Annotated in this window: 14 protein-coding genes and 1 pseudogene; 8 read left to right on the forward strand and 7 right to left on the reverse strand. The window is 74.0% G+C overall.

Annotated features, from left to right (window positions below):
• The first annotated feature begins 57 nt into the window (after positions 1-57).
• A complete protein-coding gene (locus tag ABEB09_RS27330; protein ID WP_345692574.1) occupies positions 58-699 on the forward strand; it encodes a MerR family transcriptional regulator in 642 nt (213 codons plus the stop codon).
• A gap of 254 nt (positions 700-953) precedes the next feature.
• Here ABEB09_RS27330 and ABEB09_RS27335 read toward each other — a convergent pair whose 3' ends face one another.
• Positions 954-1,793 (reverse strand): siderophore-interacting protein, encoded by an 840-nt coding sequence (locus ABEB09_RS27335; protein WP_345692575.1) that lies wholly within the window; start codon positions 1,791-1,793, stop codon positions 954-956.
• 69 nt (positions 1,794-1,862) lie between these two features.
• Positions 1,863-2,771: a 5'-3' exonuclease gene (locus ABEB09_RS27340; protein WP_345694108.1), complete on the reverse strand. Its 909-nt coding sequence runs from the start codon at positions 2,769-2,771 to the stop codon at positions 1,863-1,865.
• Positions 2,772-2,978: 207 nt separating this feature from the next.
• Here ABEB09_RS27340 and ABEB09_RS27345 point away from each other — a divergent pair, with 207 nt between their 5' ends.
• The gene (locus tag ABEB09_RS27345; RefSeq protein WP_345692576.1) at positions 2,979-3,527 is read left to right on the forward strand and encodes a helix-turn-helix domain-containing protein; all 549 of its coding nucleotides are present in this window, start codon (positions 2,979-2,981) and stop codon (positions 3,525-3,527) included.
• Positions 3,528-3,546: 19 nt separating this feature from the next.
• Here ABEB09_RS27345 and ABEB09_RS27350 read toward each other — a convergent pair whose 3' ends face one another.
• Positions 3,547-3,990: a hypothetical protein gene (locus tag ABEB09_RS27350; protein WP_345692577.1), complete on the reverse strand. Its 444-nt coding sequence runs from the start codon at positions 3,988-3,990 to the stop codon at positions 3,547-3,549.
• A gap of 317 nt (positions 3,991-4,307) precedes the next feature.
• Between ABEB09_RS27350 and ABEB09_RS27355 the strand changes: the two genes are divergently transcribed.
• On the forward strand, positions 4,308-5,285 hold the full coding sequence (locus ABEB09_RS27355; protein WP_345692578.1) for a GlxA family transcriptional regulator: 978 nt from the start codon (positions 4,308-4,310) through the stop codon (positions 5,283-5,285).
• Between the two features lie 15 nt (positions 5,286-5,300).
• Here ABEB09_RS27355 and ABEB09_RS27360 read toward each other — a convergent pair.
• Positions 5,301-6,419 (reverse strand): annotated as a pseudogene (locus ABEB09_RS27360) (TDT family transporter); the annotation flags it as partial.
• A 70-nt stretch (positions 6,420-6,489) separates the two neighbouring features.
• Here ABEB09_RS27360 and ABEB09_RS27365 point away from each other — a divergent pair.
• The 3 genes from ABEB09_RS27365 to ABEB09_RS27375 all read left to right on the forward strand — a co-directional run bounded on the left by ABEB09_RS27365 (position 6,490) and on the right by ABEB09_RS27375 (position 9,322).
• Positions 6,490-7,398: a LysR family transcriptional regulator gene (locus ABEB09_RS27365; RefSeq protein ID WP_345692579.1), complete on the forward strand. Its 909-nt coding sequence runs from the start codon at positions 6,490-6,492 to the stop codon at positions 7,396-7,398.
• A 308-nt stretch (positions 7,399-7,706) separates the two neighbouring features.
• Positions 7,707-8,312: a TetR/AcrR family transcriptional regulator gene (locus ABEB09_RS27370; RefSeq protein WP_345692580.1), complete on the forward strand. Its 606-nt coding sequence runs from the start codon at positions 7,707-7,709 to the stop codon at positions 8,310-8,312.
• Positions 8,309-9,322, forward strand: a complete 1,014-nt coding sequence (locus tag ABEB09_RS27375) for a DMT family transporter (RefSeq protein WP_345692581.1) — start codon at positions 8,309-8,311, stop codon at positions 9,320-9,322. The genes ABEB09_RS27370 and ABEB09_RS27375 overlap by 4 nt, the downstream gene beginning before the upstream one ends.
• Positions 9,323-9,364: 42 nt before the next feature.
• On the opposite strand, the gene ABEB09_RS27380 is transcribed toward ABEB09_RS27375, so the two are convergent.
• From ABEB09_RS27380 to ABEB09_RS27390, 3 genes are all read right to left on the reverse strand, one after another.
• Complete coding sequence (locus ABEB09_RS27380; RefSeq protein WP_345692582.1) at positions 9,365-10,048, reverse strand: gamma-glutamyl-gamma-aminobutyrate hydrolase family protein; 684 nt, start codon at positions 10,046-10,048, stop codon at positions 9,365-9,367.
• A gap of 12 nt (positions 10,049-10,060) precedes the next feature.
• Entirely contained in the window at positions 10,061-11,524 is a 1,464-nt protein-coding gene (gene eat / locus ABEB09_RS27385; RefSeq protein WP_345692583.1) for an ethanolamine permease, read from the reverse strand.
• Positions 11,525-11,689: 165 nt separating this feature from the next.
• The gene (locus ABEB09_RS27390) at positions 11,690-12,412 is read right to left on the reverse strand and encodes a FadR/GntR family transcriptional regulator (protein WP_345692584.1); all 723 of its coding nucleotides are present in this window, start codon (positions 12,410-12,412) and stop codon (positions 11,690-11,692) included.
• 78 nt (positions 12,413-12,490) lie between these two features.
• Between ABEB09_RS27390 and ABEB09_RS27395 the strand changes: the two genes are divergently transcribed.
• Together ABEB09_RS27395 and ABEB09_RS27400 are read left to right on the forward strand one after the other, a co-directional pair.
• Entirely contained in the window at positions 12,491-13,855 is a 1,365-nt protein-coding gene (locus ABEB09_RS27395) for a glutamine synthetase family protein (protein WP_345692585.1), read from the forward strand.
• A gap of 10 nt (positions 13,856-13,865) precedes the next feature.
• Positions 13,866-15,230 (forward strand): aldehyde dehydrogenase family protein, encoded by a 1,365-nt coding sequence (locus ABEB09_RS27400; RefSeq protein WP_345692586.1) that lies wholly within the window; start codon positions 13,866-13,868, stop codon positions 15,228-15,230.
• The last annotated feature ends 6 nt before the right edge of the window (positions 15,231-15,236 follow it).

Consider the following 15,236-nt stretch of genomic DNA (forward strand, 5'->3'; position numbering starts at 1 on the left):
GATGGGATGGTCCTGTGGCAAGGGCGGTGCGGAGGAAGGAAGAAGGGTGAAGGCGGCGTGCGCGTAGGGGAGTTGAGTCGCAGGACCGGGGTTTCGGTGCCGACGATCAAGTACTACGTCCGGGAGGGCATCCTGCCCGCGGGGCAGCTCACCAGCCCCAACCAGGCGAGCTACGACGAGACGCACGTGCGGAGGCTGAGGCTCATCCGTGCGCTGCTCGACGTGGGCGGACTGTCGGTGGCGGCCGTGCGCGAGGTGCTGGACGCCATAGGGGATCCGTCGCGCTCGGTGCACAAGGTGCTGGGGGCCGCCCACGACCACATCGCGCCCGGCCTCGGCGACGTGGCGGACGCGGCGCGGGACGTGGCGGAGCGGCAGGTCGCCGAGCTGATCGCCGCCCGGGGCTGGCATGTGGACGCCGGCAATCCGGCGGCCCGCTCACTGGCCGCCGCGCTGGCGGCGCTGCGGCGGGTGGGGCACGAGGAGTTCGCGGAGCTGTCGCTGGGCGCGTACGCGGACGCCGCCGAGACGATCGCCGCGGCCGACCTCGCTTACGTGGCGCGTCACACGGCCCGCGAGGAGCTGGTGGAGAGCGCCGTCATCGGCACGGTGCTGGGCGATGCCGTCCTGACCTCGCTGCGGCGGCTGGCCCAGGTCGACGCGTCGTCGCGGACGTACGGGGAGCGGGCCGGGAGCTGAGCGCCCCGGCGGTGCCGGAAAGGTGCGGGCGGTGCCGTTCCTCCGCAAGGGGCGAACGGCACCGCCCGTCGGGGTGACGGCACGCGTCGGGCGATGCTCGCGCGTCAGGTGGCGCTTGCGCGTCGGGTGATGCTGGCCGGTCGGGTGATGCTCAGGCGTCGGGTGATGCTCACCCGTCGGGCGATGCTCAGGCTTCGGGTGGCGCTTCTCGGGCGCGGCTTGTCCGTCAGGTGGGGGTCACGCGTCAGGCGGTGTCACGCCGCTTCCTGCTCGCGTTCCACCTGCTCGTTCCACTCGCGCTTCACCGCGCGCCACGCCTCGTCGGTCTTGCCGAGGCGCCAGTAACCCGAGATCGACAGGCGCTCGCGGGGGATCCCGCGCTCCAGCCGCAGATGCCGCCGCAGCTCCTTCACCGCACCGGCCTCGCCGTGCACGAACGCGTGCACCTCGCCCTCCGGGAAGTCGAGGTCCCGGACCGCGGCGACCAGCGCCTCGCCCACGGGCCGGCCGCGCCGGGGCAGCCAGTGGATCACCGCGCTGTCGGGCGCGGCGATCTTCTGCTCGTCGTCCGCCTCGTCCACCTCGATGAACGCGTGCGCCACCGCGCCGTCGGGCAGTCGCTCCAGCGACGCGGCGATCGCGGGCAGCGCGCTCTCGTCGCCCACCAGCAGGTGCCACGCCGCCTCCGGGTCCGGCGCGTAGCCGCCGCCCGGCCCCAGGAGCCGTACGGTGTCGCCCGCCCGGGCGCGCGCGGCCCACGGCCCGGCCAGCCCCTCGTCGCCGTGCACGACGAAGTCGATCGTCAGCTCGCGCTGCACCGCGTCCCACGCCCGGACGGTGTACGTCCGGTTCGCCGGCCACTGCTCCGGCGGCAGCTCCTCGCGGATCCGCGCCATGTCGAACGGCTCCGGGTACGACACGCCCGCCGGCGGGAACACCAGCTTCACGTAGTGGTCGGTGTACTCGCCGATCTCGAACGACGCCAGCCCCTCACCGCCCAGCACGACGCGCACCATGTGCGGGGTGAGCCGCTCGGTGCGGATCACGCGTGCTTCATGGGCCTTCGGTGTCTTGCGGGACGGCTGCTGCGCCACGGCGTCTCCCCGTAGGTGTGATTTGCTTAGGCTTGCCTAAGCTAACACCTTGTTCGGGTGGCTCACAGCTCAGGCGCGCAGAGTGGCCAACAACCGCTCCAGCGACCCCCCGAGCCCCCAGCGCCGCGCCAGCTCCTCCAGCCCCACCGGATCCAGCGGTTCCGCGGGCAGGGCCGGGCGGAAGTCCGGCAGCGGCACGTCGTCCGCGACCCGCACCACCTTGGGCGCGACCGCCACATAGTCCCGCGCCTCGTCCAGCCGCTTGCGCTGCGCCGGGGTCAGCTTGGCCGCCGGGTCGTCCACCGCCCGCATGATTCCGGCCAGGTCCCCGAACGCGTCCAGCAGCTTCGCCGCCGTCTTCTCGCCGACGCCCGGCACGCCGGGCAGTCCGTCGCTCGGGTCGCCGCGCAGCAGCGCCAGGTCCGCGTACCCCGGCCCGTCCACGCCGTACTTCTCGCGCAGCCACGCCTCGTCCGTCACCTGGAGCGAGCCGACGCCCTTGAGCGGGTACAGCACGCGCACGCCTCGCGCGTCGTCCACCAGCTGGTACAGGTCCCGGTCGCCGGTGACGATGTCCACCGGGCCCGTCGCCCGCGCCGTCAGCGTGCCGATCACATCGTCCGCCTCGTACCCGGCGACCCCGACCCGGGCGATGCCCAGGGCGTCCAGGACGGCCTCGATCACCGGCACCTGCGGCGACAGCGTGTCCGGCACCTCCTCCTCGTCCGGGATGTCCGCCGCCGTCTCCTCGGCGACCCGGTGCGCCTTGTACGAGGGGATCAGCGCCACCCGCCAGGCGGGCCGCCAGTCGGCGTCCATGCAGGCCACGAGGTCGTCCGGGCGGTGGTCCTGGACGAGCCGGGCGATGAAGTCGAGCAGGCCGCGCACGGCGTTCACCGGCGTACCGTCCGGGGCCCTGACCGAGTCGGGGACCCCGAAATAGGCCCGGAAGTACAGGGAGGCGGTGTCGAGGAGCATCAGGCGTCGCGTCACATCCCGAATGATGCCGCACCCCGCCGACAAAGCCGCCGACCAGCCAGTGACCAGCCACGGGACCGGCCATGGGCAGACGCTGACGAGCAACAGGAGGCGGTCGTGGGCATCGCTTCCGCCATTTCGGCTACTCGGCGGTACTCGCGCTGCGTAAGGTTGGTCGGAGAGGGAGGGAAGGGAGGGATCGAAGACATGGACGACAAGGAGACACCCCGGGTCGGCGCGGCCGTCCGCAGGAGACGGCGAGCGCTGTCGCTCACCCTCGCCGCGGTCGCGGAGCGCAGCGGCCTGTCCGTGCCCTTTCTCAGCCAGATCGAGAACGAGCGCGCACGCCCCAGCATGCGCTCGCTCGAGTGCATCGCCGACGCCCTGAAGACCACGGCCGTCGAGCTGATCGACGCCGCGGACACGGCGCGCACCGTCGACGTCGTACGCGCCGGCGCCGAGGACACGGCCGTGCCCCCCGGCGTACGCCCCCTGGTGCGCGGCGAGCACCAGATGCACGCCGACGAGTTCACCGGCGAGCACGACGCCGGGCGGGAACTCGTCCTGCGCAACGACGCCCTGCTGTACGTCGCCGACGGCACCGTCGAGGTCGAGGCGGAGGGGCGCGCCTACCGCCTGGAGCGCGGCGACACGCTGTACCTCTCGGGAGGGGTGCGCCACCGCTGGCGCGCCTCCGCCGCCGAGACCCGCGTCCTCGTCGTCGCCGTGGCCCCGCACATGGAGGCGGCGCCGTAACGGCGTGACGAGACGCTCGTCAGGCCAGCAGGAAGATCGCCGCCGCGCCGAACAGGTCGACGACGCAGCACCACTCCGACCAGGCCCGCGGCACGACCCTGCCGGCCCGGTGGTGGAAGAAGTCCCACACCGCGTGCGCGAGCCAGCCCGCCGCCAGCACGTAGTGGCCGGCCGCCCGGTCCACCGCGAGCGCCGCCAGAGCCGCCGCGGCGAAGGCCACCAGCCCCGCGGCCTGGAGCGCGAGGACCCGCGGACGGCGCAGCTCCCCGCGCAGTGCGCCGAACCCCAGGTAGAACAGCGGCATGACGGCCAGCAGCCCGGCGAGGAACGTCCGCGACGGGGCGCCGTCGCCGAACGTGGCCACGACCAGTGCGAGGGCGAGCCAGGTCGGCCAGCGGTGCGCGAGGAGGCGCAGGACACCGGAGGCCCGGCGGGTGCGCGGACCGTGGCTGCCGTCGGGCACGGCGAGGGCCGGGTCGACGGGGGTTCGGTGGACGGGGGCCGCAGCGAACGGGGCCGGGAGGACCGATGCCGGGTCGACCGATGCCGGGGCGGCGGGAGCCGTATCGGCGGGGGCGGGTCGGCAGGGGTCCGGTCGACGGGGGTCGCGGGAGTCGAGCCGGTGGTCATGGGGTCTCCAGGAACGAGAAGCGGGAAGCGGGCGACGGCCCTCGTGGTCGTCGCTTCCACTGTCCGGCCCGTCCGGCTCCCTCCGCGTGGAGTGACGGAGGTCGTGTCCCGAATCTTGGGGTACCGGTCCTTCCGGCATAGGGTCCACGCATGAGTCGACGGCGGATGGCGGTGGTCGGCTACGACACCGCCGAGTTGCTGGACATCGCGTGCGTGACCACCACCCTCGTCATGGCCAACCACCTCGGCACGCCCGCCCGCCCGTACGAGGTGGTCGTGGCGGCGCCCGGGGGCGGGCCGATCGTCTGCGGCTCCGGGCTCACCCTGCACAGCCAGCAGTCCCTCGAACGTCTCGTCGGGCCGCTGGACACCTTGATCGTCTCGGGCGGCGTGGGCTTCGAGCAGGCGGCCGCCGACCCCCGGCTCTTGGGGCACGTCCGCCGCCTGGCCAAGGAAAGCCGGCGAGTGGCCTCCGTGTGCACGGGCGCGGCGATCCTGGCCGCCGCCGGGCTGCTGGACGGGCACCGCGCCACGACCCACTGGCGGTTCGCGTCCCAATTGGCCGCGCGCCACCCGGAGGTCACCGTGGACGCGAGCCCGATCTACATCCGCGACGGCGACGTCTCCACGGCGGCGGGCATCACCAGCGCACTCGACCTCACGCTCGCCTTCATCGAGGAGGACCACGGCGCCGAGCTGGCCCGCCAGGTCGCCCGCGACCTGGTGACCTACCTCCAGAGGCCGGGCAATCAGGCGCAGATGAGCCTCTTCACGGCCGTGCCCCCGCCCCGCGACGACCTGGTCCGGCGAGTCGTCGACCATGTCGCAGGCCACCCGGACGGCGACCTGAGGACGGCGGCCCTGGCGGCGCTCGTGAGCGTGACCCCGCGCCACCTCACCCGGTTGTTCGTGGAGCACCTCGGGCAGACGCCGGGCCGGTTCGTGCGCCAGGCCCGTACGGAGGCCGCCGCGCATCTCCTCGCCTCGACCACGCTGCCCCTGGCGAGCGTGGCCGCGAAGTGCGGGTTCGGCTCCGCCGAGACGCTGCGCCAGGCCTTCACCGGCCGCTACGGGATCCCGCCGTCGCGGTACCGGGAGGCGCACGGGGCGCGTCCGGCGCGCCGATGAGGCACGTCCCCGGTCCCGCGGCCCGCGGTCACGCCCCGGGCGGCCCGCCAGCAGCGTGCCGCCGGCCAGGCCGCGCAGCGTCCGCACCGCCGCGACCAGCCAGGCCGCCACCAGCAGGACGTACAGCACCACGGCCGCGCCCCCCAGCGCCACCAGGCCGGTGTGCCGCGCGAGCCCCTCCAGGCCGGTCACGCACGTCCCGACGGGGAACGTGAACGCCCACCACGTCATCGCGAACCCCATGCCCCGCCGCCGCGCCCGCACCAGCAGCGCGGCCGCCAGCGCCAGCCACAGCAGCGCGAAGCCCATCACCGGCACGCCGTACACCACGGCGAGCTGCCGCGCGTACGGCACGCCCGGCACCGTGTCGGCGAACATGTTCGCCGCGGTCGTCGACTGGCCCAGCGGCCCCAGCACCAGCAGCAGCGTCGGCGTCAGCACCAGCGGCAGCGGGCCGCCCGTCACCAGCCGTCCGAACACCAGCGGCAGCATCAGCAGCGTCGCCAGCAGGCTCACGCCGAACATGCCCTGGCACGCCAGCAGCAGCGTCCCGCGCCACTGCCCGGCCGGCAGGTACGGCGCCAGCAGCGGTCCCAGCGCGGCCGACACCATCGGCGCGACCACCGGCAGCAGCCACACCGGCGAGGCCTCCTCGATCCTGTGCCGGACCACCATCAGGTACGGGATCGCCACCGCGGCCGCGAGGCCGATCGCCGTGCCCGCCGTGAACAGCGCGGCGTCCAGCGCCACCGCCGGGCCCGTACCGATCCAGTCCCGGCCCAGGAGCAGCGCGCCCCCGCCCACGGAGACCAGGGCCATGGCCAGGCAGCCGTAGAACGGCGCGACCGCCGGGTCCAGCAGATGGGCCCGCGCCTGGTCCCGGTGGTGGACCCAGTGCGCCGCCCGCGCGGCCAGCAGCGCGAGCAGCATCAGCAGCGACAGCGCCCACACCGCCGTGCAGGCCGTCCGCAGTCCCGGCACGTCCAGGGGCAGGCCGGCGCCCGCGTTGCCGACGATGGCGGTGCCCATCACCGTGGCGTACCAGTTCGGGCCCAGGTGCCGCACGCCGGCGGCACGGCGGCGGGTCCGGAGGGGGGAGGAGGAGCGGGGGAGCGGTGGTGCGAGCGTGGCCATGGGCCCAGCCTCGCCCCGCATCCCACCCCCGACCAGGGATCTTTTCCCTATGACCCCATAAGCTGGCGTTATGAGCCTCTCTCATCGTGTGCCCGACCTGGCGGCCCTGGAGCTGCTGCTGGCCGTGGCACGGCACGGCAGTCTCGGCCGGGCCGCGCGCGAGGTGGGCATCACGCAGCCCGCCGCCAGCAGCCGGATCCGCTCCATGGAGCGGCAGCTCGGTGTCGCCCTCGTCGACCGCTCCCCGCGCGGCTCCCGGCTCACCGACGCCGGGGCGCTGGTCACGGACTGGGCGCGGCGCGTGGTGGAGGCTGCGGAGGCGTTCGACGTGGGCGCCCAGGCGCTGCGGGACCGGCGGGACTCGCGGCTGCGGGTCGCCGCGTCGATGACCATCGCCGAGTACCTGCTGCCCGGCTGGCTCATCGCCCTGCGGGCCGACCGCCCGGACACCGCGGTCTCGCTCCAGGCGGGCAACTCGGCGGCGGTGGCCGCACACCTGCTCGCGGGCGACGCCGACCTCGGGTACGTGGAGGGCCTCGCGGTGCCCGACGGGCTGAACGGCGCCATCGTCGCCCACGACCGGCTCGTCGTGGTGGCCGCACCCTCGCACCGCTGGGCGCGCCGCCGCACGCCCGTCACGCCCGCCGAGCTGGCGGCTACACCCCTGGTGCTGCGCGAGTACGGGTCGGGCACCCGTCAGGTGCTGGACTCGGCGCTCGCCGGGCACGGTGGCCTCGCGGCGCCGTTGCTGGAGCTGGCCTCCACCACGGCCGTCAAGGCCGCGGCGGTCAGCGGGGCCGGCCCGGCCGTGCTCAGCGAACTGGCCGTCACCGAGGAACTGTCGTCCCGCCGCTTGGCCGAGGTCCCGGTGGAGGGCATCGAGCTGCACCGCGCCCTCCGCGCGGTCTGGCCCCGCGGCCACCGCCCCACGGGCCCGGCACGCGACCTCCTGTCCCTGTCGCGCGCGAAGCGCGCTTGAGGTTTCGACCAGGGCCGTTCTGCCGTGCGCCAAGATGCCGGCCGGGCTCGACAGGGACCTGACCGGAACGTACGCCAGATGAAATCGGGACTTCGGGTCCGCCGTGAACCTGCGCGTACGCCGGTGTCGGCGGCCCCCCGGCCACACACCGGCCACCCACCCGACCCTGGAGACCGCCTCCGTTCATGCGTCCACGCGCTTGTCCGGGTCCTCGCAACCGGGCCACGGCCGTCGTCCGTCGCATCGTGCATGGCGCCCGTGAGAACGCGTACGCTAGGTAGACCTACCTACCTAGTTTGGGGTCTGTGATGAGCGAGCGCGGCGCGAGTGCGGGCGAGAGCGGAAGGCGGCGGCCCGCCAGGGAGCGGTTGCTGGACGCGGCGGCGCGGCGGTTCTACGCCGACGGTGTGGCGGCGACCGGTATCGACACGATCACCGCTGACGCCGGCGTGGCGAAGATGAGCCTCTACAACAACTTCTCCTCCAAGGCCGAACTGGTCAGGGCGTACCTCGACGCCCGGCACGAGGAGTGGCTCGGCCTGTACCGGGCACGGCTGGAGCAGGCCCACGGTCCGCGCGACGGTGTGCTGGCGGTGTTCGACGCCTACGCCGACCACGCCGCGTTCGCCTACGAGCGCGGCTTCCGCGGGTGCGGGCTGCTCAACGCCGCCGCCGAGCTGCCGGCCGGGGACGAGGGGCGGGCCGTGGTGCGCGCCCACAAGGAGGAGGTCGAGCGGCTCATCGGCGGCCACCTGGAGCAGCTGCTGCCCGACCGCCCCGACGAGGCGCACGCGCTGGCCGAGCACCTCGCCTTCCTCCTGGAGGGCGCCATGGCCCGCGCCGGACTCGAAGGCGACGGCGACCGCCTCCAGCACGCCCGTTCCCTCGCGGCGGCCCTGCTGGACCGGCTGTGAAGCGGTCCGCGGGGACGGGCGCCCTGTGCGTACTGGCCGCCTCCGTCCTGTGGGGCACCACGGGCACCGCCGCCACCTTCGCCCCGGGCGTGGGCCCGCTCGCCATCGGCGCCGTCGCCATGGGGCTGGGCGGGCTGCTCCAGGCGCTCCTCGCCGCCCCGCAGATCGCCCGCCACGCGCACGGGCTGCGGGCCGGGCGGGGCACGGTGCTGCTCGGGGCCGCCTCGGTGGCGGTCTATCCCCTCGCGTTCTACAGCTCCATGCGCCTGGCCGGAGTCGCCGTGGGGACCGTGGTGTCGATCGGCACCGCCCCGCTCGCCTCCGCCCTGATCGAACGTGTCGTGGACGGCCGGCGGCTCACGCGCCGCTGGACACTCGCGGCCACCCTCGGCCTGCTCGGCACCGCCCTGCTGTGCGTCGCCGAAGCCGCCCACGCCGCCGACGGCACGGGACGGGCGTCCGTGGCCGCCACGCTCCTCGGCGTGGGCCTCGGCCTCGTCGCCGCCACGACCTACGCCCTGTACTCCTGGGCCGCCCACCGGCTCATCACCCGTGAGATCCCCTCCCGTGCGGCGATGGGCGCCGTCTTCGGGCTCGGCGGACTGCTCCTCCTGCCCGTCCTGGCGGTCACCGGCGCCCCGCTCGTCGGCTCCTGGTCCAACGCGGCCGTCGGCATCTACATGGCGCTGGTCCCCATGTTCGCCGGCTACGTCCTCTTCGGCTGGGGGCTCGCGCACGTACCCGCCAGCACCGCCACCACGCTGTCCCTGCTCGAACCGGCCGTCGCCGCCGTACTCGCCGTCCTCGTCGTCGGCGAACGCCTCCCCGGCGTCGGATGGGCCGGCATCGCCCTCGTCATCGCCTGCCTCGCCGTCCTCACCACTCCGGCACCGGCCGCCCGCCGCCGGCAGCGGCGGCGGCCTGGCGGGCCGGGCCCGGGAGAGGGCGGCGGCGGCGATCCCGCATACGGCGACCTGGTACGCCCCAGGGCCACGCCCCAGAACCGGTAGCGGGACGGCGGCGGCCGAGTGGCCTCCAAGGGGCGGGCCCCGTCACCCGGCCGCCGCCCGCACCAGCCCCGCCATCACCCGTGGGTCCTCGCCCATCTCCGGGTGCCACTGCACCCCCAGCACCCAGGCGTCGTCGCCCGGCAGTTCCACCGCCTCCACCGTGCCGTCCTCGGCGTACGCGCTCGGCACCAGGCCCCGGCCCAGCCGGTCGACCGCCTGGTGGTGGTAGGTCGGCACGTCCACCGCCTCCGGCACCAGAGCCCCGTACCGCGTGCCCGGCACCGGCTTGACCGTGTGCAGCCCGAACCGGCCGATCTCCTCCACATGCCCGTCCAGGTGCTGGACCAGCGTCCCTCCGAGGGCCACGTTCAGCAGCTGCATGCCCCGGCAGATGCCCAGCACCGGCGTGCCCGCCGCCAGCGCCGCGTCCAGCAGGGCCAGCTCCCATGCGTCCCGCTCCCGGGCGGGCGGGCCCGTCCTCGGGTCGCGCTCCGCCCCGTACCGTACGGGCTCCACATCGGCGCCGCCCGCGACGACCAGCGCGTCGAGCCGGGCGACGGCCGCGGCCGCCACGGACGGCTCGTCCGGCGGGAGCATCGCGGCGATCCCGCCCGCTTCCTGGACCAGCCGCGGATAGCCGGCGGGGAGCAGCGCGGCGTGCATCTCCCACACGCTCCACGCGGCCCGGTCCAGATACGTCGTCACACCGATGAGGGGCTTGCTCACGAAGGGTTCCTTTCACCCACGGTCCAGTTCGGCCTCGGCCGCCGCCAGCGCCGCGAACTCCTCCTCGGGCGCGCTCGCCACGAGGCGGTGCCGACTGTAGAGACCGAAATAGACGATCGCGACGGCATAGACCCCGAGTGCCACGAAAGCGGCATCCTTGTCCACCAGGAAGGTGGCCACCAGCGCCGACAGCGCCAGCACGAACGCGACGGACGAGGTCAGCACCCCGCCCGGAGTGCGGTACGGCCGCTCCAGCCCCGGCTCCCGGCGCCGCAGCACGATGTGGGACAGCGCCATGAGCGCGTACGAGATCGTGGCGCCGAACACCGCGATGTTCAGCATCCGCGCGCCGTCCCCCGTCCCGGCCGCCAGGCCGAACCCGATCGCGCCCGGGATGAGCAGCCCCAGGTACGGCGACCTGCGGCGGCTGGTCAGCGACAGGAACCGCGGCAGGTACCCGGCCCGGGACAGCGCGAACAGCTGCCGCGACCCGGCGTAGATCAGCGAGAAGAACGACGCCACGAGACCGGCCAGGCCCGCGTAGTTCACGAAGCGGCTCAGCGCGGTCGGCGCCCCGTCGCCCTGGAGCGCCACGACCAGCGGATTGCCCGCGTCCTGGACCGCCGCCGAGCCCCGCGCGCCCGTCGCCGCGAGGAAGGTCACCGCGGCCAGCACCACCAGCACGCCCATCGACAGGGCCATCGCCCGCGGCATGGACCGCACCGGGTCCTTGGCCTCCTCCGCCGCGAGCGGCACGCCCTCCACACCGAGGAAGAACCACATGCCGAACGGGAACGCCGCCCAGATGCCCAGCAGCCCGTACGGCAGCCAGGAGTTCGCGCCGAACGCGCCCGGGTCGACCGGGATGTCGTTCAGGCCCGCCGCCCGGAACTCGGTGAACGCGCCGACCGCGAAGATCAGCAGCGCGGCGACCGCGACGGCCGTCACGATCAGGCTGAAGCGCAGCGCCTCGCCCACGCCCCACAGGTGGATCCCGATGAAGACGGCGAAGCAGGCCAGGTAGACCGGCCAGCCGGACGTCAGGCCGAACAGCTCCAGCGACTCGACGTAGTCGCCGATGAAGAGCGAGATGGCGGCGGGGGCGAGGACGTACTCGATGAGGATCGCCGTACCGGTGAGGAACCCGCCCCAGGTGCCCAGCGCCCGGCGCGCGAAGCCGTAGCCGCCGCCCGCGGCGGGCAGGATCGCGGACAGCTCGGCCAGGGCGAGGACCAGGCAGGCGTACATGACGCCCATGAGGACGGTCGCGATGGCCAGCCCGCCGAAGCCGCCCTTCGCCAGGCCGATGTTCCAGCCGGAGTAGTCGCCGGACACGACGTAGCCGACGCCGAGCCCGGTGAGCAGCAGCCAGCCGGCGCTGCCCTGCCGCAGGGCACGGCGCTTGAGGTAGTCGTCGCCGGGTGGTGTCGTCGTCGTACGGCTCGGGGAGGATCCCGAGGTCTCATCCAGCGTCATGACAGCGTCAGCTCCCGCGTCGGGTCGAGCCCAATGGAATGGCCCCATACCTTTGCGGTGGCGCGGGGGTAACGCAAGACCCGTGCGTTACTTTCCGGTTAAGGGGCCTCCGCTTACGGGCGGGACCGTCCCGGTTGCGCCTTCCGGTCACGAACGGCGCGGTGCCTACGCCAGGAAGCCCCGCAGCAGCGCCGCCGTCCCCGCGCAGTGCTCCCGGGCCACCGCCCGCGCCGCGTCCGCGTCGCCCTCCAGGACCGCCTCGACCAGCGCGTCGTGCTGGTGCTGGGCGTGCTCCAGGTTCCGCACGAGCAGCGGGATGCCGTCCAGCAGGTCGTTCACGGTGGCCCGCACCGCCGCGTACTGCGCGGTGAGCGTGGGGCAGCCGGACAGCTCGGCGAGCGTCAGGTGCAGCAGCGTGTCCCGCCGCCGGTAGTCGTCCAGCGGCGCGTCGTGCGTGTCCCGCAGCGCCTCCCGCAGCCGGTCGGCGCCCGCCGCGTCCAGCCCCTGGGCCGCGCACAGCTCGGCCGCGCCGGCCTCCAGCACCTCACGGAAGCGCAGGGTGTCCTCCAGGTCGACGGCCGCTATCCGGCGCCGCAGCTCCGCCTCGCCCGGCTCACGCCCGCCGCGCAGCACGAACGTTCCGCCGTACCGGCCCCGCCGGCTCTCCACCAGGCCCTGCTCCTGCAGCACCTTCAGTACCTCGCGCAGCGTGACCCGGCTGATCCCCATCCGCTCGGCCAGCTCGCGCTCGGCGGGCAGCCGCTCCCCGGCGGGCACCAGCCCCAGCCGGACCACCTGGAGGATCTGCTCCAGCGCCTCCTCGAAGCCGTTGCCCGCCCGTACCGGCCGCAGCACGGGAGTCAGCCGATCGGATGCCTGACTGGCCATATGGCTGTCGCCCCTTCCCAAGTAATGGTCCTCGGCAATACCTTATGGCTCCCGGCTGACCCAAGGAGGACCCACCCCGTGGCAGACCGCACACCCCCGCTCGCCGTCGACGAACTGCGCGCCCTCGTCGCGAGCGGCGAGATCGACACCGTCGTCCTGGCCTTCCCCGACATGCAGGGCAGACTCCAGGGCAAGCGGTTCGCCGCGCCGTTCTTCCTCGACGAGGTACTGGAGCACGGCACCGAGGGCTGCAACTACCTGCTCGCCGTCGACGCCGAGATGAACACCGTCGACGGCTACGAGATGTCCTCCTGGTCCACCGGGTACGGCGACTTCGCCATGCGCCCGGACCTTTCCACCCTCCGCCGCGTTCCCTGGCACGAGGGCACCGCCCTCCTCCTCGCCGACCTGGCCTGGAACGACGGCTCACCCGTCGTCGCCGCGCCCCGGCAGATCCTGCGCCGCCAGCTCGACCGGCTCGCCGCCCACGGATACACCGCCCACGTCGGCACCGAGCTGGAGTTCATCGTCTTCAAGGACACCTACGAACAGGCCTGGGACGCCGGCTACCGCGGCCTCACCCCGGCCAACCAGTACAACGTCGACTACTCCGTCCTCGGCACCGGCCGCGTCGAACCCCTCCTGCGCCGCATCCGCAACGAGATGGCCCGGGCCGGCATGACCGTCGAGTCCGCCAAGGGCGAGTGCAACCCCGGCCAGCACGAGATCGCCTTCCGCTACGACGAGGCCCTGGCCACCTGCGACCACCACGCCGTCTACAAGACCGGCGCCAAGGAGATCGCCGCCCAGGAAGGCGTCTCGCTCACCTTCATGGCCAAGTACAACGAGCGCGAGGGCAACTCCTGCCACATCCACCTCTCGCTGCAGGACGCCGACGGCCGCAACGCCATGGCGGGCGACGACCCCCACGGCATGTCCCCGGTCATGCGGCACTTCCTCGCCGGCCAGCTCGCCGCCCTGCGCGACTTCTCCCTCCTCTACGCCCCCCACATCAACTCCTACAAGCGCTTCCAGCCCGGCTCCTTCGCCCCCACCGCCGTCGCCTGGGGCCACGACAACCGCACCTGCGCCCTCCGCGTCGTCGGCCACGGCCGCTCCACCCGCTTCGAGAACCGCCTCCCCGGCGGCGACGTCAACCCCTACCTCGCCGTCGCCGCCCTCGTGGCCGCCGGCCTCCACGGCATCGAGCAGGAACTCGAACTCCCCGAGCCGTGCACCGGCAACGCCTACACCGCCGACTACGAGCACGTCCCCACCACCCTGCGCGAGGCCGCCGAACTGTGGGAGACCAGCCCCCTCGCCAAGGCCGCCTTCGGCGACGAGGTCGTCGCCCACTACCGCAACATGGCCCGCGTCGAACTCGACGCCTTCGACGCCGCGGTCACCGACTGGGAGCTGCGCCGCTCCTTCGAACGCATGTGAGGAACAGCCGTTGACCACCCAGCTCCACGTACTGAACCCCGCCACCGAGGAGGTCGTCGCCACCGTCCCCGGGGCGACCGCCGCCGACGTCGACGCCGCCGTCACCCGCGCGGCCCTGGCCCAGCGCACCTGGGCCGCCGCCGCACCCGCCGACCGTGCCCGGCTCCTGCGCCGCTTCGCCCGCGTCGTCGACGACCACATCGAGGAACTGGCCCTCCTGGAGGTCCGCGAGGCCGGCCACACCATCGGCAACGCCCGCTGGGAGGCCGGCAACGTCCGCGACCTCCTCGACTACGCCGCCGGGGGAGTCGAACGCCTCAGCGGCCGCCAGATCCCGGTGCCCGGCGGCCTCGACGTCACCCTCCTCGAACCCCTCGGCGTGATCGGCGTCATCGCCCCCTGGAACTTCCCCATGCCGATCGCCGCCTGGGGCACCGCGCCCGCACTCGCCGCCGGCAACGCCGTCCTCCTCAAACCGGCCGAGACGACCCCGCTCACCGCGCTGCGCCTCGCCGAACTCGCCCTCGAAGCGGGCCTTCCCGAACACCTCTTCCAGGTGCTCCCCGGCACCGGCCCCGTCACGGGCGACGCCCTCGTCACCCACCCCGGCGTCGCCAAGATCGTCTTCACCGGCTCCACCCGCGTCGGCAAGGCGATCATGGCCAAGTGCGCCGACCACGTGAAGCGCGTCACCCTCGAACTCGGCGGCAAGAGCCCCAACATCGTCTTCGCCGACGCCGACATCGAGGCCGCCGCCCTCGCCGCGCCCATGTCCTTCCTCGACAACTCCGGCCAGGACTGCTGCGCCCGCACCCGCATCCTCGTCCAGCGCACCGCCTACGACCGCTTCCTGGAACTCCTCGCCCCCGCCGTCGAGAAGGTCGCCGTCGGCGACCCGGCCGACGAGCAGACCCAGATGGGCCCCCTGATCTCCCGCGCCCAGCTCGACCGCGTACGGTCCTACGTCCCCGACGACGCCCCCGCGCTCCGCGGCACCGCCCCCGAGGGCCCCGGCTTCTGGTACCCGCCGACCGTCCTCACCGGCCTCGCCCCCGACGCGCCCGCCGCCGTCGACGAGGTCTTCGGGCCCGTCGCCGTCGTCCTCCCCTTCGAGGACGAGGACGACGCCGTACGCCTCGCCAACGCCACCGACTACGGCCTGTCCGGCTCCATCTGGACCCGCGACGTCGGCCGCGCCCTGCGGGTCTCCCGCGCGGTCCAGGCCGGCAACCTCTCCGTCAACTCGCACTCCAGCGTCCGCTACTGGACCCCGTTCGGCGGCTTCAAGCAGTCCGGCATCGGCCGCGAACTGGGCCCCGACGCCCTCACCGCTTTCACCGAGACCAAGAACGTCTTCATCAGCACGGAAGGCTGACGCACC

The organism is Streptomyces coeruleoprunus, from assembly GCF_039542925.1.
Classification (GTDB): Bacteria; Actinomycetota; Actinomycetes; order Streptomycetales; family Streptomycetaceae; genus Streptomyces; species Streptomyces coeruleoprunus.

Bases quoted from the DNA above. Each gene is read 5' to 3' on its own strand.
- ABEB09_RS27340 (WP_345694108.1), bottom strand. From the start codon at position 2,771: ATGCTCCTCGACACCGCCTCCCTGTACTTCCGGGCCTATTTCGGGGTC.
- ABEB09_RS27345 (WP_345692576.1), top strand. From the start codon at position 2,979: ATGGACGACAAGGAGACACCCCGGGTCGGCGCGGCCGTCCGCAGGAGA.
- ABEB09_RS27355 (WP_345692578.1), top strand. From the start codon at position 4,308: ATGAGTCGACGGCGGATGGCGGTGGTCGGCTACGACACCGCCGAGTTG.
- ABEB09_RS27365 (WP_345692579.1), top strand. From the start codon at position 6,490: ATGAGCCTCTCTCATCGTGTGCCCGACCTGGCGGCCCTGGAGCTGCTG.
- ABEB09_RS27370 (WP_345692580.1), top strand. From the start codon at position 7,707: ATGAGCGAGCGCGGCGCGAGTGCGGGCGAGAGCGGAAGGCGGCGGCCC.
- eat (WP_345692583.1), bottom strand. From the start codon at position 11,524: ATGACGCTGGATGAGACCTCGGGATCCTCCCCGAGCCGTACGACGACG.
- ABEB09_RS27390 (WP_345692584.1), bottom strand. From the start codon at position 12,412: ATGGCCAGTCAGGCATCCGATCGGCTGACTCCCGTGCTGCGGCCGGTA.